General features: G+C 53.7%; 19 protein-coding genes. 7 read left to right on the top strand and 12 right to left on the bottom strand.

Going from position 1 to position 26098, the window contains the following annotated elements; translation table 11 throughout:
* Positions 1-26: 26 nt before the first annotated feature.
* From BLR00_RS05655 to BLR00_RS05675, 6 genes are all read left to right on the top strand, one after another.
* Positions 27-1181 (top strand): cysteine desulfurase family protein, encoded by a 1155-nt coding sequence (locus BLR00_RS05655; protein ID WP_074631388.1) that lies wholly within the window; start codon positions 27-29, stop codon positions 1179-1181.
* 336 nt (positions 1182-1517) lie between these two features.
* Complete coding sequence (locus tag BLR00_RS16620) at positions 1518-1685, top strand: hypothetical protein (protein WP_176759942.1); 168 nt, start codon at positions 1518-1520, stop codon at positions 1683-1685.
* 31 nt (positions 1686-1716) lie between these two features.
* A complete protein-coding gene (locus BLR00_RS05660) occupies positions 1717-2124 on the top strand; it encodes a DUF4870 family protein (protein WP_074631390.1) in 408 nt (135 codons plus the stop codon).
* A gap of 372 nt (positions 2125-2496) precedes the next feature.
* Positions 2497-2745, top strand: a complete 249-nt coding sequence (locus BLR00_RS05665) for a KGG domain-containing protein (RefSeq protein ID WP_074631392.1) — start codon at positions 2497-2499, stop codon at positions 2743-2745.
* Positions 2746-2864: 119 nt separating this feature from the next.
* A complete protein-coding gene (locus BLR00_RS05670) occupies positions 2865-3284 on the top strand; it encodes a cyclic nucleotide-binding domain-containing protein (RefSeq protein WP_074631394.1) in 420 nt (139 codons plus the stop codon).
* A gap of 613 nt (positions 3285-3897) precedes the next feature.
* Positions 3898-5442 carry a cytochrome B6 gene (locus BLR00_RS05675; RefSeq protein WP_074631396.1) on the top strand — a complete coding sequence of 515 codons (1545 nt, stop codon included), beginning with the start codon at positions 3898-3900 and terminating at the stop codon, positions 5440-5442.
* Between the two features lie 96 nt (positions 5443-5538).
* On the opposite strand, the gene asd is transcribed toward BLR00_RS05675, so the two are convergent.
* From asd to BLR00_RS05710, 6 genes are all read right to left on the bottom strand, one after another.
* Entirely contained in the window at positions 5539-6396 is an 858-nt protein-coding gene (asd, locus tag BLR00_RS05680; RefSeq protein ID WP_074631398.1) for an archaetidylserine decarboxylase, read from the bottom strand.
* A 435-nt stretch (positions 6397-6831) separates the two neighbouring features.
* Positions 6832-8670, bottom strand: coding sequence for an ABCB family ABC transporter ATP-binding protein/permease (locus BLR00_RS05690; RefSeq protein ID WP_074631402.1), 1839 nt, complete (start codon positions 8668-8670; stop codon positions 6832-6834).
* Positions 8671-8714: 44 nt separating this feature from the next.
* The gene (locus tag BLR00_RS05695) at positions 8715-9773 is read right to left on the bottom strand and encodes a transporter family protein (protein ID WP_074631404.1); all 1059 of its coding nucleotides are present in this window, start codon (positions 9771-9773) and stop codon (positions 8715-8717) included.
* A 242-nt stretch (positions 9774-10015) separates the two neighbouring features.
* Positions 10016-10972, bottom strand: a complete 957-nt coding sequence (gene cbbX, locus BLR00_RS05700; RefSeq protein WP_074631407.1) for a CbbX protein — start codon at positions 10970-10972, stop codon at positions 10016-10018.
* 177 nt (positions 10973-11149) lie between these two features.
* Complete coding sequence (locus BLR00_RS05705; protein ID WP_074631410.1) at positions 11150-11584, bottom strand: ribulose bisphosphate carboxylase small subunit; 435 nt, start codon at positions 11582-11584, stop codon at positions 11150-11152.
* A 22-nt stretch (positions 11585-11606) separates the two neighbouring features.
* The gene (locus BLR00_RS05710) at positions 11607-13076 is read right to left on the bottom strand and encodes a ribulose-bisphosphate carboxylase large subunit (protein WP_074631412.1); all 1470 of its coding nucleotides are present in this window, start codon (positions 13074-13076) and stop codon (positions 11607-11609) included.
* A 148-nt stretch (positions 13077-13224) separates the two neighbouring features.
* Here BLR00_RS05710 and BLR00_RS05715 point away from each other — a divergent pair, with 148 nt between their 5' ends.
* Positions 13225-14148 (top strand): LysR family transcriptional regulator, encoded by a 924-nt coding sequence (locus tag BLR00_RS05715; protein WP_074631414.1) that lies wholly within the window; start codon positions 13225-13227, stop codon positions 14146-14148.
* 6 nt (positions 14149-14154) lie between these two features.
* Here the strand turns inward: BLR00_RS05715 and BLR00_RS05720 are convergent, their stop codons facing one another.
* The 6 genes from BLR00_RS05720 to BLR00_RS05745 form a co-directional block, all read right to left on the bottom strand.
* On the bottom strand, positions 14155-15555 hold the full coding sequence (locus BLR00_RS05720; RefSeq protein WP_074631416.1) for an efflux transporter outer membrane subunit: 1401 nt from the start codon (positions 15553-15555) through the stop codon (positions 14155-14157).
* A 23-nt stretch (positions 15556-15578) separates the two neighbouring features.
* Positions 15579-18755 (bottom strand): multidrug efflux RND transporter permease subunit, encoded by a 3177-nt coding sequence (locus tag BLR00_RS05725; protein ID WP_074631419.1) that lies wholly within the window; start codon positions 18753-18755, stop codon positions 15579-15581.
* Positions 18752-19915: an efflux RND transporter periplasmic adaptor subunit gene (locus BLR00_RS05730; RefSeq protein WP_256324059.1), complete on the bottom strand. Its 1164-nt coding sequence runs from the start codon at positions 19913-19915 to the stop codon at positions 18752-18754. Before BLR00_RS05730 ends, BLR00_RS05725 begins: the two co-directional genes overlap by 4 nt.
* Positions 19916-20128: 213 nt before the next feature.
* The gene (locus BLR00_RS05735; protein ID WP_256324189.1) at positions 20129-21541 is read right to left on the bottom strand and encodes an efflux transporter outer membrane subunit; all 1413 of its coding nucleotides are present in this window, start codon (positions 21539-21541) and stop codon (positions 20129-20131) included.
* A 110-nt stretch (positions 21542-21651) separates the two neighbouring features.
* A complete protein-coding gene (locus BLR00_RS05740) occupies positions 21652-24768 on the bottom strand; it encodes an efflux RND transporter permease subunit (RefSeq protein WP_074631424.1) in 3117 nt (1038 codons plus the stop codon).
* A gap of 11 nt (positions 24769-24779) precedes the next feature.
* A complete protein-coding gene (locus BLR00_RS05745) occupies positions 24780-26003 on the bottom strand; it encodes an efflux RND transporter periplasmic adaptor subunit (protein ID WP_074631427.1) in 1224 nt (407 codons plus the stop codon).
* Positions 26004-26098: the final 95 nt, after the last annotated feature.

Below are 26098 nucleotides of genomic sequence, written 5' to 3' on the forward strand. Positions count from 1 at the left end.
ACGCTCCAGGAGAATGAGAAAAGGCTATGGACGTTTATTTTGATCACAACGCCACCACAGCGGTCGACGACACCGTGCTGGATGCAATGCTGCCGTATTTTCAGACAAAATTCGGCAACCCTTCCAGTCGCCATGTCCGTGGTATGGAAGCCCGCAGGGCCGTCAATCAGGCGCGCGAGCAAGTAGCGGATGCGGTTGGCGTGCAGCCTGCCCAAGTGGTTTTTACCAGTGGTGGATCGGAGGCTAATAACCTGTTCATTCAGGGTGCGGCAGGCTATCTGAAACCTGCGCAAATAATCGTCAGTGCGATTGAACACCCGTGCGTAATGCGGGCGGCCCAGGAATTGGCGCGGACCGCCAACGGGAAATGGAATTTACGCCGGTTGTCTGTCGATAATCTGGGGCGGGTGAATCCGGCCGATTTCGATAAGGCCATGGCGGAGCAGCAGACCGGTCTGGTGTCCGTGATGCTGGCGAACAATGAAACCGGCGTCATTCAGGATGTGGCGGCGATTTCGCAGAAAGCCAGGGCATGCGGCGCGTGGATGCACACCGATGCGGTACAGGCCTTTGGCAAAATTCCAGTGGATTTTGCGTCGCTCAACGTACACGCCATGACACTGTCCGCCCACAAGATTTATGGACCTAAAGGCGCGGCGGCATTGATTATAGACAAGCGGTTGTTGCTCAAGCCGCTTATTTACGGAGGCGGCCATGAAAACGGGTTGCGTTCGGGTACCGAGAATGTTCCCGCTATTGTGGGGTTTGGTATAGCCTGCAGCCTGGTCAAATCACGGATGGCGGAGAGCGCCACCCGCATTGCGGCCATGTGTGCGCGGTTAGAGCAGGGACTGGTTGAGATGGGTGCTGTTATTTTTGGTTTGAGTGCATCGCGTTTGCCCAATACCTGTTATTTTGCGTTGCCGGGCATTGAAGGCGATACGCTGGTTGTTCGTCTCGACAAGGCGGGTTTCGCGGTAGCAAGTGGTGCCGCCTGCTCCAGCGTCAACCCCGGCCAAAGTCATGTGCTCGAAGCGATGGGTGTGGAACCGATGCTGGCGCGTTGTGCAGTGCGAGTCAGTCTGGGCAGTGGCAACACACTGGCCCAGGTGGAAAATTTCCTTCAAGCACTAAGCGGCGTGGTGGAGGAATTGAAACGGATGAGTATGGTTACGCTCTAGCAGCTTTCCGGCGTTGCGCCTTGCCCTGCACCTCAAAAGCCGCGCACTTCACCCTGTCCAACTACCGGATTTAGGTTTAATTCAATAATTTTCATGTCGACAGACAGTCTGTGCGTTAAAGTAGTCTCTGGCGAACAGCCTGAATAGCAGGTATCCTCCCTGCGAGTACATTGCAGTCATTTCCAAAAAAAGAAACGAGTTCTGAAGTCCCTGCATAGGGCCTTTAGATTATTCTTTTTTTATGTGGACGGAAAATTTGGCTTATGTATAAAATCACCGGGAAGAGTCGAATTCTCGAATGCTTTACATCAAAATATCTCTAAAGGGGTAATCAAGTTGGCACAACCCAATTTTCAGTATGAGAAGCGTCAAAGGGATTTAATCAAGAAGAAGAAACAGGAAGAAAAAAGACAACGTAAACTGGATAAAGGCAAGGAACAGCCTGGCGAGACTCCGGATCAGGCGCTGGATGGGCCGAATACGGAAGATGCCGGGAAAACCTAGAAATCTTTTACAAGTCGCCGAGGCATAGGCCATGATCGATAGTCATCCACGCACCGTATCTGTTGTCCCTGAGAGCGGCCTCGTCCGGTTGACTCATATTATTTATTTGCTGCACGGTTTCAGCGTCCTGATGGGTATTCTCGGGCCAGCGCTCATTATTACGACTTTTCTCACCGGCTGGCCTTCCATCATTGCGGTGATCATCAACTATGCAAAACGTGACGACGTGCGCGGGACTTATCTCGATTCGCATTTCGGCTGGCAAATACGCACATTCTGGTATACGTTGCTTTGGGTAGCGATAGCGGCGTTGCTGTTCATCACAGTGATCGGCATTGTGCTCGCTTACATCGTAGCCGTGGGTGCGGGAGTTTGGGTGCTTTATCGCATCGTTCGCGGCTGGATTGCGCTCAATGACGGCAAGCCAATGCCGATTTGAACCAGAATCAGCCTTCCGTTTCGTAATCCGGTCAAAAATCTTGCTTTTTCACGGGATGCTTGCCATACGGCTAGCCAGGCGGAGCCTCTCGCATCTCATCTTTATTTTCATATGCTTCCATGATTTCTTAACCGATCGTCATGGATGTGAACGCACACCCTGCGCATCTGCCTCCCCGCAGGGACTATTCAGCAGCCCTTATGTGTGTCGCCGTACAGTCTAGAAGTCATCCTGCTTATTAATATGCCATCATCTCGCGCTTTTTTTTATCGCGGAGAAAGGCCTCCGAAGGCATCGATACGACGCAAGTCGTTATTAAAAAGAGTGCAGGCGGGGAAACGGAAACGCAGGTTCGCACTTCAGGAGACAGGCATGAGTACAGATAAGGGTAAAAACAGCGGGGGGAAGTATAGCAAGCGTGGCTTTGCTTCCATGGATAAAGACAAACAACGGGAGATCGCGAGCAAGGGTGGAAAAGCCGCTCATGAGAAGGGGAGCGCCCATCGGTTCACTTCTGAAGAAGCCAGCCTGGCGGGCCAAAAAGGTGGCGCCGCGCACGGGAAAAATGCAGCAGCGGGCGAGGGCCGTCAGTCCAGGCCGCAAAAAATAGCTAAGGGATAAAAAAAATAGGTCATTTCACCGTTCGATGTTCTATCGACGCGTAGTGGTTCGCACGAGGAATTCCTGGACATGACAGTCAGGATCTGAAGCATTGGTTCCCGGGATTGAGAAAATCATCCATGCCCCCAACCCAAGGTCCCAGGCAGAACAGGATATTTGCAGCGTTACCTCCTGCGACTTACACGCGCCTGTTACCGCTTCTTGAATTAGTGTGGTTGCCGGCAGGCTACACAATCTATGAGCCCCGGCTTCCTATCAGGTATTTATATTTCCCGACGACCTGTATCGTTGCACGCCGGTATGAGATGGAAAATGGCTCATCCACGCAGATTGGAACCATCGGCAATGAGGGTTTGACCGGCATCTCCCTTTTCCTGGGTGCTGAAACCAGCGCGGTGCGTGAAGTCGTGCAAAGTGCAGGTAACGCTTACCGCATCAATGCGAGCTTTCTTAAAAAGGACTTTGAATCGGGTGGAGACTTCCAGAATCTCCTCTTGCGGTTCGCGCAGGCACTGATTGCTGCGAATCAAAGTTCCTAACCGGCACTCCCTTATCAGTGATCAACGGCTTTTCCTGGATTGGCCGCCAGGCGACGACCCCCTACCGTTAGGCGACGCATAAACACGCCAGCCAGTATGCTGCGAGTGCGATCTGGCCCAGTGGTGAAAATCAAATATTTCGCGGTTGCAGTGTGCGTTTTCGTACAGACCTGTCCTGATAGAACCGGATAATAACTATTGCTGCGTGGCCAGAGTTCTTGATCTTCGGAGACCCCGTACCTCAAAAACCGCACACTGCGCCTAGGGCCTGTTAACACTTATTTCGCACCCGCGTTGCTACACAAAAAATGCGGAGGCAAGGCGCGAAGCGCAGGCCATAGTGGGCCTATGGCCAAGCTTCGCAACACGGCATCCGCGTTTTTTGTGTAACAACCCGAAGGGACGGGACGGATTTCATCCAGCCCTTCGTTACTCGCCGCTTACGGAGGCCCGCTCCGCCGCGCGGCTCATGCCTCGTGCTGGATGAAATCCGTCGCCGTCGCGGGTGTGAAATAAGTGTTAACAGGCCCTAGTCTAACTGCCGGACTCAGGATTATTGCGGCCTTACGTGTGATTGTTCGTATTTAGACGCAATTAGATAGCGGAGATCATCATGAAAAGAATAAATATCCTTATCCTGGGTTTGGGACTCGCTGGTTTAGGCGCGGGAATGAATAGCGCGATGGGTCAAACCAACAATGAGACGCGCCAGGGAAGCATGCAGGCGCCTGATGCTGTCAGCAATGCTCAAACGGTTCGCGAAACGTCCATTACGCGCCCCGAGCAGAAAAGGAGCGAGCATGACCGCTCCAATATCTTTGCTGCGCCGAACGCGGCGCCTTCATCGCCCGCTTTTGACAATCAGCCCGATAAGGGAAAGATATTGGGGTTTGATTTTTATCGTGATCCGCTGAACGCGAAAAAACCGATGCAAACGTTTGAGGAAATGATGAAAGCCGATGTGGCTGATCGCGCCAAGGTCATGAAAACGCAGCATGAATTGCTTCTTCGGCATTACGACCTGGCTCCCCGGCTTGACCGGGAAGCGAAAATGTCACGCGGTAAGCCGCTCGCGGTGGGGCCAACCGCACGATTGGCCGGAGGAATGAGCTGGCAAAAACTTGCCAGTATGTCTCCATCGGAAATACGCAGCCAGAATGTATTCCCTTATCCCGCCTTGCCCCATCCTAAACAAACCCCGGGCGGGCAGGTTTTTCCTCAGGTTCAAGTCAATATGTTTCCGCGGCTGGAGCGGTTTGACATCGAATTCGATTTACCCGAAGCGTTCCTGCCGGAATTTCCACCAGCGATTTTTCTTCAGAACCGGCCTGAGTTGGGCGACGTTTCGCGGGGAGAAGTGGTTTCGATCAATAATTACTATCGGCTGTTCAAGGATCTTCTGACACCTGTACAGCTCGATGGCTTGCGGATGCTACTGACCCCGTTCCCGCAGGAAGAGTTTAATCCGACTGATGACCGCAAAAGCGCACAACCCAGCCTCGGGGTTACCTGTTTTGATTGCCACGTGAATGGCCACACGACCGGACAATTTCACCTCACTCCTGATATCAGGCCACAGGAACGGCGCTTCCGCCTGGACACCGTCAGCTTACGCGGCCTGTTTAACCAGCAGATTCACGGCTCCAAGCGTAGCCTGCGATCGGTGGAGGATTTTACCGAATTTGAGTTTCGCACCGCTTACTTCAATGGCGACGCAATTCATTCGATGAAAAAAGGCCTTACGATTTTTGATCGAATTCACGTAAGTCATATGGCACAGCTTCAGAATATGCTGGATTTTCCGCCCGCGCCCAAGCTGGATAGCCAGGGACGGCTCGACCCGGCTAAGGCAAACGAGAAGGAACTTCGCGGCGAGAAACTTTTTTACGGGAAAGGCCAGTGTGCCAGCTGCCATAAGCCGCCCGCTTTCCTCGATCATCAGATGCACGACCTGAAACTTGAGCGTTTTGTCAATGAGCCGGGCGACGGGCCGATGAAGACCTTTACCTTGCGCGGCATCAAGGACAGTCCGCCCTATCTGCATGATGGCCGTTTGCTCACGCTCGAAGATACGGTTGAGTTCTTCAATCTGGTGTTACAGCTCAAGCTCACGGACGAGGAGAAATCTGATCTCGTGGCCTACATGCGGCAGTTATGAGGCTGATTTTGCCCCGGATGCGATGCGGAGATAGTTCGGGCAATCGGCAAAAAGGTGGAACACCTTTGGGTGGTCCGTCTGGTTGCCGATTCAGGATTATTGAATCCCGCCGGCTTCCGTTCCCATCATTTCCCCGAAGCGAATGGTTCGGCCGGGTGTCCAGAGCGGATTAAACACGATTCTGTTTTTGGGGAATAACATTACCACCGTTGAGCCGAGGAGAAATCGGCCCATTTCATCGCCTTTTTCGAACATCCGAGCCTGTGAATCATATCGCCAGTCGCGAAGTTGGCCGGCACGCCGGGGATTCACGACACCATGCCACACGGTGGATATACTGCCCACGATCGTCGCACCTACCAATACCAGTACAAACGGTCCGCGTTCCGATTCAAACACGCACACCACACGTTCGTTGCGTGCAAACAGGCCGGGTACGCCCCGAACCGTACCTGGATTTACCGAGAATAGAGTGCCAGGGATATAGATCATGCGAGTCAACCGGCCACCGCATGGCATATGCACCCGATGATAATCCTTGGGACTTAAATACAAGGTTGCAAAGTTGCCATCATGAAATCTTTCAGCCAGCTCGCTATCGCCGCCCATTAGCGCAGTAGCCGAGTAATTACGTCCTTTAGCCTGAATTATTTGGTTGCTACGGATGACTCCTAACTGGCTGATGGCACCATCAACCGGACAAATATAGCTTGCCTGGGCTATGGGGCGCTTTTCTGTCAGTAGCGCACGGGTAAAAAAATCATTGAAGGTTCGGTAACTATGGATATCAGGATTAACCGCCTCACTCATATCTACCGCGTAATGCTGGATGAAGCGCCGAATGGCAAACGTGGTAAGTCCACCGGCATTGGCTTTGGCAAACTTGCCCGCCAATTCGGTGAGCGTCTGCTTTGGCAGCAGATATTGAGGAAGTACTGATAAAGCAGTGAACACTTGGAATACCCGAAGCAAAAATAGGGAGGATTATAATGGTTTGAGTTCATTAAGTCTCGGCATGATCGTTCAGGATTGCGTTTATCGTTTATGGAACATGAAACCGATCGGTCCGAAAGGTATGTACCGGTGATACGAATCAATTCTGGGTGTCAAACATATACGTTTACGCGTCCCGCACAGATTTTCAAGCCCATCAGCTTTCGGCTGCATCTCTTTCTTATGACACATGCTCACGATAAAAAATCCGGGACGGATGTCTTGGAACCCAACAATCTTTCGTTTACGGAAAGCAACCTCCCGGATGCTCAATCTATTGATAGCTCTCGCGGCGGGATCAGGGATGCGGAGTTCGCGCACCATTTGGTAAAGCCGATCGACCCGGATGCGATCCATAAGCTGATAATTCCGCTAAGATTGAATGGCGGCTGAGCATTAACCAAGCGTTGGTATGGCGTCCGGTTTTTGCGTGATGTCGTTTATCCCTTGCAGCCGCGTCTGTTCTTCCTGCTGCTGGAGTTCCCACATCTGCGCATAGGCGCCGCTTGCCGCGAGTAGCTCCCGATGGGTGCCACGCTCGATAATACTACCTTTGCTCATAACCAGGATCTGATCTGCATCAGCAATAGTGGACAGCCGGTGAGCAATGGTCAGCGTGGTACGGTTGATGGCAACACGTTTTAATTCCGCCTGGATGGCCTTTTCCGAGTTTGAATCCAGTGCTGAGGTGGCTTCGTCAAAGATCAGTATCTCAGGTTCTTTCAAAATCGCGCGGGCGATCGCAACACGTTGCTTTTCCCCGCCAGATAGTTTCAATCCACGTTCTCCCACCATGGTTTCGTACTTATCTGGCAGACTTTCGATAAAATCGTGAATGTGTGCCGATCGGGCAGCTTCGAGTACCTCTTCGCGGCTTGCATCAGGTCGTCCGTAGGCGATGTTGTAATAAATGCTATCGTTGAACAGGACAGTATCCTGCGGGACGATGCCCACCGCCTTACGCAGGCTTTGCTGTGTCACGTGGCTGATGTTCTGGCCACTTATCAGAATCCGGCCACTGGTGACATCGTAAAAGCGGAATAGCAGCCGTGCCAGTGTCGACTTGCCTGAGCCGCTGTGTCCGACCACGGCTATGTTGCGGCCTGCAGGGATATCGAAACTTACATCAAACAGAATCTGGCGATTAGATTCATAGCTGAAATCCACTCCCTCGAAGCGAACCGCCGCATCTCCCGGAATGAGACTGGTTGCGCCCGGCTTATCCTTGATTTCCTCACTCTCAGCCAGTAAATTGAACATTTTTTCCATGTCCGCCAGCGAATGTTTAATTTCACGGTAGACAAATCCGAGAAAATGCAACGGCATGGATAGTTGCAGCATGAATGCATTGATCAGTACCAGGTCGCCCAGTGTCATGCTGCCCTTGATCACCCCATCGGCCGCCAGCCACAACAGCAAGGTGACGCCTACCGCGATAATGGCGCTTTGCGCGGAGTTGAGTGCGGCGAGCGAAGTCTGGTTACGCACCGCTGCGGCTTCCCATTTCTGCATGTGCTCGTCATAGCGCCGCGCTTCCCAGGATTCATTGCTGAAATATTTGACCGTTTCGTAGTTCAGCAAGCTATCAATCGCCTGGGTATTGGCTTTTGAATCCATATCGTTCATGGTCCGGCGGAAAATCATACGCCATTCCGTAACAATTAGCGTGAGCGCAATGTAGGCGACAAGTGTCACAAAGATGATCACTGAGAACCAGATGTCATATCTGGAAAGGAGGATAGCCGCCACCAAACCGATTTCGAGCAATGTCGGCAGGATGTTGAATAGCATGAAATTAAGCAGAAAGGAAATGCCGCGCGTCCCGCGCTCGATGTCGCGCGATACGCCGCCGGTCTGACGTTCCAGATGAAAGCGCAGTGACAGTGCATGCAGGTGGCCAAACACCTTGATGGCTACCCGCCGGATCGCGCGCTGTGTCACCTTGGCGAATATCGCATCGCGCAATTCGCCGAACAGCGTACTGCACAGGCGCAGCGCACCGTAGCCCAACAACAGCAGAACCGGCAGGACCAGCAGGGTTTGCGGCTGGTCGAGTGCATCGACAATTTCTTTCAGAACCAGTGGTACGGCGACATTGGCGAGCTTGGCCATCAACAGGAGTGCCAGTGCCACCACTACCCGGCCTTTAAATTCCCACAGATAGGGCAGCAAGGCGCGAATGGTTTGCCAGTCGTTGCGATTAGCCGATGGTTTTTCCAGGCGAGTGGGACGCATTATCCTAAATCCGGTAGCTGGGTGGGTGAAATGGAATATCCGGGCTAAAAACTGGGGAACATATAGCGAATGCCACCTTCGATGTTCCAGTCATAGGCACCGCGAAGATTCTGTCCAAAAATTCCGATACCTGGACGTACGAATACCCCTAATTTCCCCACTACATTCCGGCCGACTTCGAGTTCAAGGACCATGCTGCCGGCCGTGCTTCGTTCCCAATCGATCTGCCACGCGGCCTGCGCGATGGTCCACCATTTGTCGGCCCAAATTGTGTTGACTTGAACCACTGCTCTCGAAAGATTGACAGGATTTCTCACAGAATCACCGGCAACGGAGATTTGTTGTGTAATTGACCCTATCAGCAAGGATTTCCATCTGGGAAGAAATCGGGCTGTGGCGATGGTCGGGCCGACCGTATACCTGCCAAGGCCCAATCGCGCATCCTCAGCGGTGGGTAATGTCGTTATCACGCCAAGCAGCACGGCGTATTCGGGCGTGTTGTACGCACGCCATGCAGTCAGGATGGAAAGGTCACCGAAGCCTTGCGTGGTCATGGTACCCGAACGACCTGGAATGCTCGTACTCACATACGGCGCTGATATGCTGAGCACGTAATTTCGCTGGAATGGTAGATCGACACGGCCCGCGCCAAAGAGGACTCGCCCGCCTTCCGGGGCATCAATGTATTGGGAGGTGAACTGTACCCGTCCCACGATCGCCGTGGGGTCGGTTCCGAACTTGGCGGCCTGTTGTCTGAGATGCTCCGCTTCTTCCCGCTGCTCCGGCGTGAGGTGCTGAGGTCCCAGCCGAGGAAAGAGTCGACGCTCCCGAGCCGGGCCATCATGCTCTTCCGCGGGATCGTTTATTTCCGTCTGCGGGGCTGAGGCGGGTTCGCTCCGCACCGGCGGTTTTGGCACTGATTGTTGTCCCAGCGCTAGAGGAGAATATACCGTCAGTAGCGGAATTATCGCTATAAGCCCACCGCATGCTGTGGCGAGACTACAACTCAAGTCCTTTACCTGATGCAGCATTTGGGAATGGTAGCGTATGGCGAAAGGTTCTTTCAGAACCGGGGGTACGGCGATATTCGCGAGCTTGGCCATCGCCAGAAGTGCCAGAAAGGAGCAAATGGTTAGTTATAATTAGCCAATGGTTTTTTCAGACGGGTAGGGTGCCTCACCTACTGGCCCGGAGAGGAAATAGTATACCGGGGAAAGCCGGTATTGCGGGGGTTCAAGGTAAGTTAGTGCTAGGTTGGACTGGATTTTAGGATCAAGTCCTGTACGAAGAATTTCAGGTGAATCTGCCAACCCAGACTGCACCTGAAGAATCTATATCAGATCAATCAGTTGGCGGGTGGTATCTGGTTCGCACCTTCATCGCCATCCAGATCAACCGCTCCTTCCTTGAAGACCCGGCTCGCGCGAATGTCCTCGGCCTCGATAGTCATCAGGTCGATCCGCGAAAGATTTTTCTTTGCTCCTCCGAATAAGCGATTGGCCTGCCGCAGGCGTGCCCGGTCAAGGGCGTTGCGAATGGAGCGCGCATTGGCAAAATGCTCCAGCTTCATTCGTAGCCGGATATACTCGCTGAATGCATTTTCGCCCTCGGGACTGAGGCGGTAGTTCTGTGCAGCCAGCATGAGTTTGGCGATCGCAAGCAATTCATCGGCGCTATAGTCGGGGAAGTCGATATGATGGGCGATACGTGAACGCATACCGGGATTGCTGTGGAAGAACTTGTCCATCCGGTCTTTATAGCCCGCCAGGATGACAACCAGGTCTTCACGATTGTTCTCCATTGCCTGCAAAAGGATTTCTATCGATTCCGCACCGTAATCACGCTCGTTCTCAGGTTTGTAAAGGTAATACGCTTCATCAATGAACAATACTCCACCCATTGCCTTCTTCAGTACTTCCTTGGTTTTGGGGGCGGTATGTCCGATATATTGTCCAACCAGGTCATCACGGGTGACAGAAACAAGATGTCCTTCACGCACATAACTCAGACGGTGCAAAATTTCGGACATGCGTAGCGCCACGGTGGTTTTTCCGGTGCCTGGATTCCCGGTGAAACACATGTGTAAACTTGGCGCACCAGCGGTCAAATCCAGTTTCTTACGCACGCGATCTACGAGCAGTAGTGCCGCAGTTTCGCGGATGCGGGTTTTCACGGGCTTCAGGCCAATCAATTCGAGATCAAGCTTATCCAGCACTTCCTTGATATTGGAAGAACGAAATTCGGCGTCCAGATCGACTGAATCATTATCGGAGGCAGCGGGTTCTTTAGTCTGTTTTTTCACGTTTAATCCACATGGCAAAGCACGTAAGCTTTTTAGCCCGCGCTCTGATTCAATATTGGTTTAGAGGAAAGAATTAACATAAGAAAACGGGGCGCAAGTAAATTACAGCAGCTAATCAATTACTCCACCTGCACCCCGATTAATAGATCCCCTTACTTGAAAGTAAGGGGGTCTTCCTTAATACCGCTCGGATTCCGGTTTGTCGGTTGCGTAGGAGTGGATGGTGTAGCGAATGCTACGGCCTTCCGCTTCCTGGCGAACTACCTTGAAGCCAGGTTCTGTCTTCGGACGGTTGACAATATACGACATAGTCGGGCTTTCCACCCCACGCGTGGAATTGAACGCGGTGACACGAATATAATGATTCGGATAGGTCTTCCGGCAGTCATTGATTTCCGAGAGGATCCCGGCAGGATCTTTCAAGTCAAACATCGGGTTGCCGAACATTTCCCAGTAGGTATTGCGCGGATGGGGGTCGTCGGTATACTCGACTCCGATGGCCCATCCGTTCTTCAGCGCATACTTGATTTGAGCCGCGATTTGTTTATCTGTCAATGGGGGCAGGAACGAGAATTGCCCTTGCGTGACATGATTTCCTACATTGGTCATCATAATTATTTTCTCCTTTTTATGGTTAGACGCTGGCCGTGGTCGAAGGAACGAAGTCGGCAGTGTCGGTGGATTCGTAATTGAAAGTGATATCCTTCCAAGTATCCAGTGCCTGTTTGAGCGGCGTGCACCATTTGGCGGCGGCCTCAAGGATCTTGGGACCTTCTTTCACATAGTCCCGGCCCTCGTTACGCGCCAGCACCATCGCTTCCAGTGCAACACGGTTTGCGACCGCACCGGCCTGAATGCCCATCGGGTGGCCGATGGTACCGCCGCCAAACTGCAGTATCACATCTTCACCCAGATAATCCAGCAACTGGTGCATCTGACCGGCGTGAATACCGCCCGAAGCAACTGGCATCACCTTGTTCAGCGAAGCCCAGTCCTGATCGAAGAAGAGGCCCGTTTCGAGATTCCTGACAGTACGGGTATCGCGCAGGGTATCGTAGAAGCCCTTGATCATGAGGGGATCGCCCTCAAGCTTGCCCACAACGGTACCGGCGTGAATATGATCCACACCCGCCATCCGCATCCACTTGCAGATCACGCGGAAGTTCATGCCATGATTTTTCTGGCGCGAATAGGTTGAGTTGCCGGCACGGTGCAAATGCAGAATCATGTCATTCTTGCGCGCCCATTTGGCCATTGATTGGATTGCCGTATACCCGACTACCAGGTCAATCATAACAATGACAGATCCAAGCGATTTGGCAAATTCAGCGCGTTCGTACATGTCTTCCATGGTGCCAGCGGTGACATTCAGGTAATGTCCCTTGACTTCACCGGTAGCGGCAGAAGCCCGGTTGACCGCTTCCATGCAGTAGAGGAAACGATCCCGCCAGTGCATAAAGGGTTGAGAGTTGATGTTCTCATCGTCTTTCATGAAGTCGAGACCACCCTTGAGACCTTCGTATACCACGCGTCCATAATTGCGGCCGGAAAGTCCCAGTTTCGGTTTGGTGGTGGCACCCAGCAGGGGACGCCCGAATTTATCGAGGCGTTCGCGTTCCACCACAACGCCAGTGGCGGGGCCTTGAAAGGTTTTCAGGTAAGCAACCGGAATGCGCATGTCTTCAAGGCGCAACGCTTTTACGGCCTTGAAACCGAATACGTTACCAATGATCGAGGCCGTCAGGTTGGCGATTGAGCCTTCCTCGAACAGATCCAGATCGTAGGCGATGTAAGCGAAATATTGCGCTTCGTTCTTGGTGCCGGGGCCGGTATTAGGTACCAGTTCGGAACGGTAGGCCTTGGCGCGATAGAGTTCGCAGGCTGTTAACCGGTCGGTCCATACCACAGTCCAGGTCGCGGTGGAAGACTCGCCTGCAACAGCGGCAGCCGCTTCTTCATGATCAACTCCTTCTTGGGGAGTGATACGGAATAATGCAATAATATCCGTATCCTTAGGTACGTAGTCGGAATCCCAATAACCCATTTTTTTGTATGGAATTACGCCTGATTTATAGCGTTCCTTACCGGTAACTTGTCCACTCATGTTCGTTTCTCCTCGTAAAGGTAGATAAAAGTACTACAGAACGAATTCTAGACTGAATTATCATAAATACCAGTCACATGTTTTGATTGTTATGATAATATTTTGCTTATAGATTAGCATTCAAAATACACCTTGGTCGAAATAGCTTATGCTGCATCTCACTCTGCGGCAATTAAAAGTTTTTGAATCGGTTGCCCGCAACCTGAGCTTTTCGCGCGCTGCGGAAGATCTCTTTCTAACCCAGCCCGCGGTTTCCATGCAAATCAAACAATTAGAGGACAACATCGGTCTCCCCCTATTTGAGCAACTGGGCAAGAAAATTTATCTGACGGATGCCGGGCGCGAACTTTATCATTACAGCCGGGCGATTTCCCAGCAACTGGCCGATATGGAACTTGCGCTGGATGAATTGAAGGGTCTCGAGCGGGGTAAGCTCCATATCTCGGTGGTGAGCACCGCCAATTATTTTGCCCCGCACCTTCTGGCCAGGTTTTGCCAGCGCTACAGCGGCATTACCGTCAACCTTAATGTTTCCAATCGCGAAACGGTGTTGAAGCAATTATCCGACAATGTAATCGATCTCGCCATTATGGGCCAGCCGCCGGATGGCCTGGATATCGCCACTGACTCATTCATGGAAAACCCGCTCGTGGTCATAGCTCCACCGGATCACCCGCTATGCAAGGTGCGTCAAATTCCGGTAAAAAGACTGGAGCAGGAAACGTTCCTGGTGCGCGAGCCCGGTTCCGGCACACGTGGAGCGATGGAGCGCTTCTTTATGGCACATCATGTTTCCATTAACCGAGGCATGGAAACCGATACCAGCGAGGCGATCAAACAGGCGGTGCAGGCGGGAATGGGGCTCGGTATCATGTCATTGCACACCGCCGAACTGGAGCTGGAAACCAAGCGGCTGAAAATTCTGGATGTACAGGACTTTCCTATCATGCGTCACTGGCACGTGGTGCACCGGAAAAATAAGCGTCTTTCAAGCGTGGCTCAGGCATTCAGAACGTTCTTACTGAAGGAAGCGCCTGAGCTGATGCCAAGCTTAACAGGCGTGGCAAAATAGAGGCCACTAGCTTGGGGTGGGTGACCAACCTCCACCCAGAGCCCTGTAAAGTTGAACGACGGACACCAGATGCAGACGGTGTGTTGCCGTGAGGGCAAATTCGGCATTGAATAGATTACGCTTGGCAAGAAGTACATCCACATAGCTTGTAATGCCTCCCTTATAGCGAGCGTCGGCCACACGCAACGCTGAGCGCAGCGCGTCAACCTGCTCCTGCTGCGCTTTGCGCTGATCATTGGCGGTGCGGATAGCCACCAGGGCATCTTCTACCTCCTTGAATGCCACCAGGATGGTTTGTTCATATTGTGCCAACACCTGCCTTGCCTGGGCTTCCACGGCCCGTTGATCGAACCCCAGGCTTTGCGCATTCAGCAATGGGCCGGCCAGCCCGAGTCCGCCCGCCCCAAACTCGCTTCCTGAGAGCAGCAAGTTGGATAAAGCCGGACTGGCTACCCCCAGAAAGCCCGTAATCGTAAGCTTGGGAAATCGCGCTGCTTTGGCCATCCCGATTCTGGCGGTGGCCGCCGCCAGCGTTTGCTCCGCCTGGAGAATATCGGGACGCCGTTGCAACAACTCGGAAGGCAGTCCAGCTGGCACTTCCGGCGGCATCAGTTGTGCGGTCAGCGAGTAGCCTCGCGTAATCGGCACCGGGTTTTTTCCGAGCAATACACTCAGTTCATTTTCCTTCTGAACCATTTGCCGTTCCAGTTCCGCCACTCTAGCCATCGCGTTGGCCCGCTCCGCCTCGAACTGATCCAGATCAATGCGGGAAATCAACCCGCCTTGCAATTGCGCCTGTGAAATGGCAACCGATTCTTCCCACGACGACAGGGCGCGGCGGGCAATACTCATCTGCATATCAAATTGCAAAAGATCGAAATAGGATTGTGCCACCGAGCTTACCAACGTCAGCACTATCGCCCGGCGATTCTCCTCGCGCGCCATCAGATCGGCACGGGCAGCCTCATTGGCACGGCGGAGCCTGCCCCAGATATCCAGCTCCCAATTCAGGGTCGTCTGTCCGAAATAATTGAAGGGTGTCGGGAAGCCGGGAATAAGGAAGCCGCCGAGGGTGCCCATCGCAGGTGCATTGGCACTGATGTCCATTTTGGGAAGAAAATCCATGCGCGCTATGCGCAGGCGGGCCTGGAGTTCCTCGACGCTCGCCACCGCCTGTTTGAGATTCCTATTCTCCAGCAAGGCCTGGTTGATGAGCCGCTGAAGTTCTTCATCCTTAAGAAGCTCCCACCAGGGAAGATTGGCGATGGATTGCCCTTCCGTTTCCGACATACGAAACTTCTCGGCGGTGTCGATAGGGGGCCGGAAATAGTCGGGTCCCATGGCGCAAGATGCCAGGAGCAAGCTGGAGATTAATAGAATACTGACCTTATTATGGTGTTGCATCATGCCGTTTCCTGTCGGGTGCACATTTATGATTCTTCTTTTGTGGAGGAAGGGACCTCAGTTAAAACCCGCTGAGTTTCAGCCGTTGAACCCTTACTTCGCCGCACGATCTTTCCAATGGTCACAAAAAAAAGCGGCACAAAAAAGATGGCTAGAAATGTGGCGGCCAACATTCCTCCAAACACGCCCGTTCCAATGGAGTTCCGGCTCGCCGCACCAGCGCCGGAAGCCACCACAAGGGGAAACACGCCCAGAATAAAGGCCAGGGAAGTCATAACAATAGGTCGAAAACGGAGACGTGCCGCTTCGAGCGCAGCATCAGCCAGTGACACCCCCGCTGCATATCGTTGATTGGCAAACTCGACGATCAGGATTGCATTTTTTGCTGCCAACCCGATCAACGTCACCAGTCCGATCTGAAAATAGATGTCATTGGATAGCCCCCGCGTCCATATGGCCAGCAACGCACCCAAAATTCCAAAAGGTATTGCGAGAATGACTGCGAGTGGAATGGACCAGCTTTCGTACAGTGCGGCCAGGACCAGAAAGACCATGAGCAGGGCGAAGGCAAATACCAGGATGGACTGTCCTCCCGCTTTATGCTCCTGGAACGATATCCCGCTCCAATCGATTGCGTAACCCCGGGGAATCAGGATTTCGTTCGCGACCTGTTCCAATGCCTCAAGCGCTTGTCCTGAACTGTATCCTGGCGCGGCGCCTCCCAGTACAAGCGCGGTGTTGAACCCGTTGAAATGCGTGACCGGGTCCGGTCCGCTGGTAAATTCGGTGGTGACGACCGAGTCCAGCGGAATCATGGTGCGCCCTTCGTTATTCTGGGCGCGCACATAGACCTTGCTGATATCGTCGGGGCTGGACCGATACTCCGGAAGCGCCTCCGTTTGCACCCGATAGATACGGCCGAATTTTACGAAATCGTTGATATACAGATTCCCGAAATAAGCTTGCATGGTATCGAAGACTTCGGAAATGGGCACCCCCAGCGCCTTTGCCCGCTCCCGGTCTACCGTGGCATAGAGACGAGGGGCGCTCACACGAAAATTCGTGCTGGCAGCCGCGATCGCCGGATGTTCTACCGCCTTGGCTACAAATTCCTCAGCGACGGCGGCGAACTCGGCAAAATCGCCCCCGCTGGGGTCTTGTAATTGGAGGGAAAAACCTCCTGTGGAACCGAGGCCCCTGATCGAGGGGGCATTAAAAGCAAGGATTAAAGCCTCGGGGATTTTGGCAAATTCCTGAAAAGCCGCTGCAATAAGGCCGGGCGCCTGCTCTTCGGCATTCCTGCGCGTATCCCAATGATGCAGCGGGATAAACATCGTTGCCTGATTCGTCCCGCGCGTCCCGAAAACAAAATTCTGCCCGGCCAGCGTATCTGTCGAGTGAACGGCGGGAATCGATTGGAAGTAACTTTCGATTTTACTCAGTACCTCTATCGTTCGTGCCTTGGAGGCGCCATCCGGCAGTTGGACGATGGTAATAAAGTAGCCCTGATCTTCCTCCGGAAGGAAACTGCCCGGAATGGTTTTGAACAGGCCCAGGATGACCGCTATCAGTGTTCCGAAGACTACCAGGGCTATCACCGATCGTTTCAGGATGACTCCAACAGTCCCCACGTAGCGGGTCTGAACCCAGTCAAACGACCGGTTGAACATTTTCCAGATTCCCTTGGGCTGGCCGTGACCCGGCTTGAGAACCAGGGCGCACAGCGCGGGGCTCAGGGTGAGCGCCACGAATCCCGAAATGGCCACCGACAGGGCGATGGTAATCGCAAACTGTTTGTACAGTTCACCGGTGATTCCACCCAGAAAAGCAACCGGCACAAACACGGCAGCCAGCACCAGGACGATTGCAATGACCGGCCCGGTCACTTCGTCCATCGCCTTTTTAGCCGCATCCTTGGGCGACAGGCCGCCCTGGGTCATGTGCCGCTCAACATTCTCCACCACCACGATCGCATCATCCACCACGATGCCGATGGCCAGAACCATGCCGAACAGGGTTAGTGTGTTAATCGAAAATCCCAGCGCCGCCATGCCGGCAAGCGTTCCAATGAGCGAAATGGGAACGGCGATGGCTGGAATGAGCGTTGCACGCCAGCTCTGTAAAAAAATAAAAACGACCAGGATGACCAGGAGGGTCGCTTCAACGAGTGTCTTCACGACCTCCTTGATGGAAACTTCGATGAAGGTAGTGGTGTCGTAGGGGATATCGTAGGACACCCCCGCAGGAAAACTCTTGGTGAGCTTGTCCATTTCCTGGCGAACCCGCTGGACGGTGTCGAGCGCATTGGCTCCCGGCGCAAGAAAGGTTAAAAGAAACGTATTGGGCTTTCCATTCCATCGGCCTTCAAGGTCATAAGATTGGGCGCCCAGTTCTACTCGCGCGATATCCCGCATTCGTACCATGGAGCCATCCGGATAGGCTCGCACGATCATGTCCTCGAATTCGTTTACCTCGCTCATTCGGCCGCGCGTAATGACCGGGATGGTGAGTTCCGTGCCCTGAGACGTGGGCTCACGGCCTATTCTTCCCGCCGGGAAATCCCGATTCTGCTCACGCACGACTGCCGCAACCTCAGTCGGCGTGAGATCGAGTTGCGCCATCCGGACGGGATCGAGAATCAATCTCATGGAATAGTTCTGGCCGCCAAAGATGGTGGCGTCCCCGACACCCGGAAGCCGTTTGACGCTATCGAGAATTCGAAGCAGGGCATAGTTTGAGAGGAAAACGGTGTCATGCCTGGGGTCGGTGGAGCTCAGCGCAATGACCGCCAGCAGATCCGGTGACGTCTTTTTAACGGTGATGCCCTGGCGAACGACCTCGTCCGGCAACTGCGGTTCGGCAAGGCGCTGCCGGTTCTGTGTCTGGACCTGTGCGATATCCACGTCGGTTCCAATTTCGAACGTGAGCCTCATTGTCATATGCCCGTCATTCGTGCTGGTGGAATCGTAGTACAAAAGGTTATCGATACCGGGGAGTTGTACCTCGATCGGACGCGCCACGGCCTCCGCGACGACTTCCGCGCTGGCACCGGGATAGTCCGCGTCAATCTGCACCATGGGCGGCGTAATTTGTGGAAACTGTGCGATGGGCAGCGTCTTTAACGAGACCAGGCCGACCACCACAATAATGATGGACAGGACCGATGCAAAAATTGGACGATCAATGAAAAAATGGGGACTCATGGTGTCTTTTGCGCGCCTTGTTCCTCCGAACGGTTATTCGAGGAAGTCTTTCCATTCTGGTATGGGATGGCGCTCACTTGAATTCCTGGCCGCACGCGATGAAATCCTTCCACGACCACCCGTTCTCCAGAATGGAGACCGTCTTCGATCAACCATTCGTTCCCACGCCACGAACTGGCATGAATCGGACGAAACTCGGCCTTGTCTTCTGCATCGATCACATATACGAACGATCCTCTGGGTCCCTGCTGAACGGCCCGCTGGGGGATGAGGATAGCGTTGGTACGGATGTAGCCCTTGAGACGAATCTTGACGAACTGTCCAGGATAAAAGTAGGACTGCCCGGGAGAATACCCTCCTTCGGGATTGGGAAACATAAACCGCGCCTGTAGCATCCCCGTCTCGGATCGTACGGTAACATCAGCAAAATCCAGTATCCCTTCCCCAGGATATACACTTCCGTCCGAAAACGTCATGATGCCGCGTAATTGAAAAATATCCGGTCGCTCGACTTTATGTTCAGCGAGTTCGCGGCGGCGCCGGAGCAGATAGCTTTCCGGAACGCTCACATTGACATACATGGGATCCAGTTGGTCAATGGTGGTCAAAAGGGTTGTCTGGGCGGAGATCAATCTCCCTTCATAGAAATGGCTGCGACCGATGCGGCCATTCACGGGAGCGGTGATGAGGGTGTTGTCGAGATCGAATTTTGCCTTGACCAGATCGCTTTGCGCAGCCTCCAGCGCGGCCTTGGTTCCCAGAACTGCCGCTACGGCATCATCAACATTTTTTCGGCTGACGGCTTGTTCTTCAAGAAGTGGTTTCACGCGAGCCAGGTCCTGCTCAGCCTGGACGAGCTGGGCCTGAGCCTGGGCCACCCTGGCTTTGCCGCTGAGGTAGATGGCTCTGAAGGGCACAGGATCGATGAGATACAGCGGGTCATCCTTCCTGACATTTCGGCCCTCGGTAAAAAAGACCTTTTTAATGATCCCGGTTACTTGCGGCCGAATCTCCACCGGGCGGAAGGCCTCCGTTTGACCAATAAATTCCGGCTCATCCGGGACCGTTTGAGTAGTGACGGTAATGACTTCTACTTGAGGGACGGGCGGAGGAGGAAGGGGCGCTTTCTCCGAGCAACCGGCAAGCAGGATCAGAAGCATCGGAAGTAACCCGGCATTCATGCGACCAATGACAGCCCTATCTCTGATGACCGGCGTTATTAACCAGTGGATTGTCAAGTACATATGCGTGACTCTTGGGTTATCCCGGAAAAAATGAAGTATCGGGAAATAAGATTATGGCCGTCAAGACGTTAACGAAAGGTAGAAATCCAACGAATCTCCTGTTCGCGGCCGCTGAGGACGCGGCATCGATCATCCCGGCATCCAGCCTCCGCCTAAGGCCTTGTAGAGCTGAACGACGGACACCAGATGCAAACGGTGTGTAGTCGTGAGAGCAAATTCGGCCTCGAACAGCAAACGCTTGGCAAGGAGCACATCCACATAGCTCGTAATGCCCCCCTTGTAGCGAAGGTCGGCCACACGCAACGCTGAGCGCAGCGCTTTGACCTGCTCCTGCTGCGCATTGCGCTGATCATTGGCGGTGCGAATCGCCACCAGGGCGTCTTCCACCTCCTTGAATGCCACCAGGATGGTTTGCTCGTATTCGGCCAATACCTGCCTCGCCTGGGCTTCAGCTGCCCGCTGGTCGAACCCCAGGCTTTGCGCATTCAGCAATGGGCCGGCCAGCCCGAGTCCGCCCACTCCAAACTCGCTGCCGGAGAGTAGTAGATTTGACAAGGCCGGGCTCGCTACCCCCAGAAAACCGGTGATCGAGAGCTTGGGAAATCGCGCTGCTTTGGCCATCCCGATTCTGGCGGTGGCCGCCGCCAGCGTTTGCTCCGCCTGGAGAATATCGGGACGCCGTTGCAGCAGCTCGGAAGGCAGGCCGGACGGCACTTCCGGCGGCATCAGCTGTTCCGTCAGCGAGTGGCCTCGCGTAATCGGCACCGGGTTCTTTCCGAGCAATACACTCAGTTCATTTTCCTTCTGAACCATCTGCCGCTCTACTTGCGCCACTCGGGTAGCGGCGTTGGCCCGCTCCGCTTCGAACTGATCCAGATCGAGGCGGGAAATCACGCCGCCTCGCAGTTGTGCCTGGGAAATGGCAACCGATTCTTCCCATGACGACAGGGCGCGAAGGGCAATACTCATCTGCATATCAAATTGCAGAAGATCGAAATAGGACTGTGCCACCGAGCTTACCAACGTCAGCACTATCGCCCGGCGATTCTCCTCGCGCGCCATCAGGTCGGCGCGGGCGGCCTCATTGGAGCGACGAAGCCTGCCCCAGATATCCACTTCCCAATTCAGGGTCGTCTGGCCGAAATAACTGTAGGGTGTTGGAAAACCGGGGCGAAGAAATCCACCGAGCGTGCCAAATGCCGGAGCGTTGGCACTGATGTCCATTTTGGGAAGAAAATCCATGCGAGCGATGCTCAGGCGGGCCTGGAGTTCCTCAATGCTTGCCACCGCCTGCTTGAGATCCCTGTTTTCGAGCAAGGCCTGGTTGATGAGCCGTTGAAGTTCTTCATCCTGAAGAAGCTCCCACCAGGGAAGATTGGCGATGGATTGCCCTTCCGTTTCCGCCATGCGAAACTTCTCGGCGGTGTCGATAGGAGGCCGGAAATAGTCGGGTCCCATGGCGCAGGATGCTAACAGAAGGCTCGGAAGTAACAACAGTATGCGGATTCGGCGGTAATATCCTGTCTTCAATGAAAGAGCCACCGCTGTAAATTTTCCGGGTGTAGCGGAAGATGCAGTGGCCGCAACGATCGATTTAACACCGCTGACCAAGGCAGACACCGCCACCGGATGGGGTAATCTTAAATGTGGCATCATGTCATTTCTGCCTGCGCATCTTTAACCCGCTTCTCCGTTTGCTTGCCGGTAAGCCAGGTAAAGAACAATGGAATGAATATGGTGGCGACAAAGGTCGCAAGTATCATTCCGCCAAACACACCGGTACCCATGGAGCGGCGGGCAGCAGCTCCCGCTCCCGTGGCGATCACGAGCGGCACGATACCCAATACAAAAGCCATGGAAGTCATGACAATCGGGCGAAAGCGCAGACGCGCGGCCTCAACCGCGGCTTGTGCAACTGGCATGCCTTCTCTCATTTTCTGACTGGCAAATTCCACAATCAGAATAGCATTTTTTGCCGCCAGCCCTATTAGCGTAATCAGGCCTACCTGGAAATAGATATCATTAGGCATCCCGCGAATTAAAACGGCAAGCAGGGCGCCAACCAACGCAAAAGGCACCGCCATGATTACGGCCAGCGGCAATGTCCAGGTTTCGAATTGTGCCGCCAGGATAAGAAACACCATGATGATGGCGAAACTGAAAGCAAGGATCGCCGCCGAACCGGTACGTTTTTCCTGATAGGCTTGTGCTGTCCAGGCAATTTGATAATTATCCGGTAAATTCTTTGCCGCAATCTCTTCCACCAGTTTGATGGCGTCGCCCGAGCTTACACCCGGCGCGCCGCCTCCCATTACTTTCGCGGAAAGCAGGCCATTGTAACGCTCCAGTTGCTCTGCGCCTGCAATGGTGCTGATTGTGCTGAGTGCCGACATAGGCACCATCTCTCCGGATTGTGACCGCACGTATACTCTGCCGAGATCCTCTGGTTTCATGCGGTATTGAGGTTCAGCCTGTAATTGTACGCGATAGGTGCGTCCGGCCTTATTAAAATCATTGATATAGAGCGAACCCATGGTGCTCTGCAAGGTGGCATACAGGTCGGCAATCGATACCCCCTGTGAAATTGCCTTGGCTTCATCTACTTCAATAAAGAATTGCGGTACCGTAGGACGGAAAAAAGTGGCTATACCGGCAAGACGGGGTTCCTGATTGAGTGCATCAATGAAGTTGTTCACGACACCCGATAATTGCACGGGAGTTGCGCCAGCGCGGCTCTGTACATAGACTTCAAAGCCTCCCGCAGTGCCCAGACCACGAATGGCCGGTGGATTAAACGCAATCGCTATGCCGTCAGACTGCTGCATGCCGATACCAGACAGCTTTTTGACAATGTCCTCCGCTGTGGAGGTGCGCTCGGACCAGTCTTTAAATGCAACAAACATGGTAGCCGAGCTGGTTTTATTGCCCCCGCCAATAAGGTCGAAGCCATTGACCACAAATTCATGGGCAACAGCCGGATCCTCCGCGATGGCGGCGCGCACCGCTTCGGCGGTTCTGGTTGTTCGAGCCAGTGTTGCACCGTCAGGCAAGATTGTTGCGGTCACCACATAACCCTGATCTTCAGGCGGCACAAAGCTGTCAGGAACTATTTTAATCAGGTAGAGTGCAACAGCGATGATACCTGTGAATACGAATGTCCCAATAATCTTGTGTTTCAAGGTGGTGCTGACCATACGGATGTAAAAATGGGTCAGGCGGCTGAAGCCGTTGTTAAATGCGCGAAAGAACGCGGACTCGCCATGCGTATGTTTCAGCAGGATCGCGCATAATGCGGGCGTGAGCGTCAGGGCTACCACACCCGAGATGGTGACCGCGACAGCGACTGTCACCGCAAACTGGCGATATAGCTCGCCGGCAATGCCGCCCATGAAAGCCACGGGCACAAATACCGCGCAGAGCACCAATACAATCGCCACGACGGCGCGCGCGACCTGCTCCATCGATTTGATGGCGGCTTTCATCGGCGACAGTTTTTCTTCGTCCATCAAACGTTCGATGTTTTCCAGCACGACAATCGCATCGTCCACCACGATCCCGATAGACAGCACCATGGCAAACAGGGTGAGCGTATTGATGGAAAAGCCGAACACCCACAGGCCGGCAAAGGTACCGATCAGGGAAATGGGTACTGCGATAAGGGGAATCAGCGTAGCGCGCCAGCTTTGCAGGAAAACATATACAACCAGAACAACGAGGATCATCGCTTCGCCGAGTGTTTTGACCACTTCCCACATCGAAGCCTTAACAAATATGCTGGTGTCGTAAGGCACGACATAATCCATTCCTTCCGGAAAATACTGCTTCAGTTCCTCCATCTTGGCCATCAATGCTTTGGCCGTGTCGAGCGCGTTTGCGCCGGGTTTCAGAAAGATAGGGATACCTGCGCCGGGTTGCCCGTTTAATGCCGTACGCACGTCATAGCTTAGCGCTCCCAAGTCGATCGTGGCGACATCCTTGAGATAGAGAACACCCTGGGGTCCCTCCGCCCGCAAAATGATATTGCCGAATTGCTCGGGTTCCAGCAGGCGGCCTTTGGCGTTAACCGTATAAACCAGTTGCTGATCCGCCGGTGCCGGTTCCTGGCCTATCTTACCGGCGGCATACTGTGCATTCTGTGAGCGAATAGCCGCGGCGATGTCTGTTGTGGTCACTCCCAACTGCGCCATGCGGTCAGGGCGCAACCAGATGCGCATGGAGTAGTCTTGCCCCCCAAACACCAGCGCGTCACCCACACCTTTGGTGCGTTTTAGCTCGTCCAGCACGTTAAGCGTGGCGTAATTGCTTAAATATAGCGGGTCGTACTTTCCTTTCTCCTTCGAGATCAGCATAAAGACCAGCAGAATGTCATTGGAACGCTTTTGAATTACCAGGCCGGTGCGGCGGACTTCATCCGGCAGGCGCGGCAAGGCAATATTGACACGGTTGCTTACATTGAAAGTTGCCTGGTCGATTTCGGTGCCGACCTCAAAGGTCGCAGTGATGGTTAGCGTACCGCTGGAGTCGGCACTGGAACTGAAGTACAGGAGATTATCGACGCCGCTCAACTGCTCTTCAATCGGGGCGGCAACCGTTTTAGCCAGGGTATCAGCACTCGCACCGGGAAAGGTCGCGGTGATCAACACGGTGGGAGGCGCTATTTGGGGGTATTGTGCGATGGGCAGCTGCATCGCGGATGCCAGCCCTGCCAACACGATGATGATGGACAATACCGATGCGAAAATCGGCCGGGTAATAAAGAATCTGGTCATGAGATTCCCGCCTACGTCTGCTTATCAGGGTCGGACTGGGCAGGGGATTGAGCAGGGGCTTCAACCAACGGTGCCGCAGGCGCTCCTCCTGGCGCATGGGATGACACAAGCGTACCGGGACGCAGTTTGATAATGTTATCGACAATAACCTTGTCACCGGCTTTGAGTCCCTCAAGAATCACCCAATCCTTGCCTATCCAGCGGCCCGCCACTACCGGTCGTACCGTCGCCTCGTTTTTCTCATTCATTACATAGACACTTTTACCCAGATCGGATGTCTGCACCGCAACCTGGGGGACGAGAAAGACCCCATCGCGTTCACCCGTGATGACGCGTGCACGGACAAATTGTCCTGGCAGCAGCCGCTGATCGGTGTTTTCAAATGTCGCGCGTAACTGTTGTGTACCCAGCGCCGGGTTGATCTGGCTGGCGGCAAAATTCAGCTTGCCTTTCTTTTCGTATTCCGTCCCGTCTGGCAATACCAGCACAACGTGTTGTACATTTTCTTCATTCAGGTGGCCACCAAGCTGTGCCAGTTCACTGTCGGAAAGACTGAAGCGCACCCATATGGGTGATAGCTGAACCAGCGTGGTCAGCAGGCTGGCGTTGGCTTCCACGAGTGCGCCCTCGGAGAATTGGAAGCGGCCCGATATACCGCTTACCGGCGCTGTCACGGTGGTATAAGAAAGATTGAGCTCGGCGTCGCGTAAACGTGCTTCGGCCTGTTGTAAGGCAGCGCTGACGATTGCACTGTCAGAGGCGGCGTTGTCATACTCACGCTGACTGATAGCCTGCGTATCCAGCAAATCACGCAAACGGTTTTCTTCCCGCTCGGCCTGCTTGATACGGGCTTTTTGTTCAGCAAGTTGCGCCCTTGCCTGGGCCAGGGCATTTTGATAGGGTACGGGATCAATCTGAAACATGGGCTGACCCGCTTTTACCGCGGTGCCTTCTTCATACAGGCGTTTGAGCAAAATGCCGCCAACGCGTGGCCGTATTTCGACTTCCTTGGCGCCTTCGGTTTGTGCAACGGCTTCGGCACTGATCGGCACGCTGGTGGGCTGTACTTCAACCACGCTGACAGGAAGCGCCATGCCGGCCTGAGATTGGCTGGCCGCCTGATCGCTTTTGCCGCATGCGCCCAACGCAACGCCCATTACCAGCGCAATGACTAATTTTGAGTGAATTACCCATGAACTACGAAATTTATTCTTATAATGCCTGGGAACTGCCATTTTTAACTCCATGCCGGATAAACTTAATGTTCCAAATCCGTACCAAACTAAGCGGATCAAAACGGAATACTTGCATACATTCGTGTTTGTATGTA

This window comes from Nitrosospira multiformis (genome assembly GCF_900103165.1).
Classification (GTDB): domain Bacteria; phylum Pseudomonadota; class Gammaproteobacteria; order Burkholderiales; family Nitrosomonadaceae; genus Nitrosospira; species Nitrosospira multiformis_D.

Coding starts and splice junctions, on each gene's coding strand:
- BLR00_RS05655 (WP_074631388.1), top strand. CDS start 27: ATGGACGTTTATTTTGATCACAACGCCACCACAGCGGTCGACGACACC.
- BLR00_RS05660 (WP_074631390.1), top strand. CDS start 1,717: ATGATCGATAGTCATCCACGCACCGTATCTGTTGTCCCTGAGAGCGGC.
- BLR00_RS05665 (WP_074631392.1), top strand. CDS start 2,497: ATGAGTACAGATAAGGGTAAAAACAGCGGGGGGAAGTATAGCAAGCGT.
- BLR00_RS05670 (WP_074631394.1), top strand. CDS start 2,865: ATGCCCCCAACCCAAGGTCCCAGGCAGAACAGGATATTTGCAGCGTTA.
- BLR00_RS05675 (WP_074631396.1), top strand. CDS start 3,898: ATGAAAAGAATAAATATCCTTATCCTGGGTTTGGGACTCGCTGGTTTA.
- BLR00_RS05690 (WP_074631402.1), bottom strand. CDS start 8,670: ATGCGTCCCACTCGCCTGGAAAAACCATCGGCTAATCGCAACGACTGG.
- BLR00_RS05695 (WP_074631404.1), bottom strand. CDS start 9,773: ATGGCCAAGCTCGCGAATATCGCCGTACCCCCGGTTCTGAAAGAACCT.
- BLR00_RS05705 (WP_074631410.1), bottom strand. CDS start 11,584: ATGATGACCAATGTAGGAAATCATGTCACGCAAGGGCAATTCTCGTTC.
- BLR00_RS05710 (WP_074631412.1), bottom strand. CDS start 13,076: ATGAGTGGACAAGTTACCGGTAAGGAACGCTATAAATCAGGCGTAATT.
- BLR00_RS05715 (WP_074631414.1), top strand. CDS start 13,225: ATGCTGCATCTCACTCTGCGGCAATTAAAAGTTTTTGAATCGGTTGCC.
- BLR00_RS05720 (WP_074631416.1), bottom strand. CDS start 15,555: ATGATGCAACACCATAATAAGGTCAGTATTCTATTAATCTCCAGCTTG.
- BLR00_RS05725 (WP_074631419.1), bottom strand. CDS start 18,755: ATGAGTCCCCATTTTTTCATTGATCGTCCAATTTTTGCATCGGTCCTG.
- BLR00_RS05730 (WP_256324059.1), bottom strand. CDS start 19,915: ATGCTTCTGATCCTGCTTGCCGGTTGCTCGGAGAAAGCGCCCCTTCCT.
- BLR00_RS05740 (WP_074631424.1), bottom strand. CDS start 24,768: ATGACCAGATTCTTTATTACCCGGCCGATTTTCGCATCGGTATTGTCC.
- BLR00_RS05745 (WP_074631427.1), bottom strand. CDS start 26,003: ATGGCAGTTCCCAGGCATTATAAGAATAAATTTCGTAGTTCATGGGTA.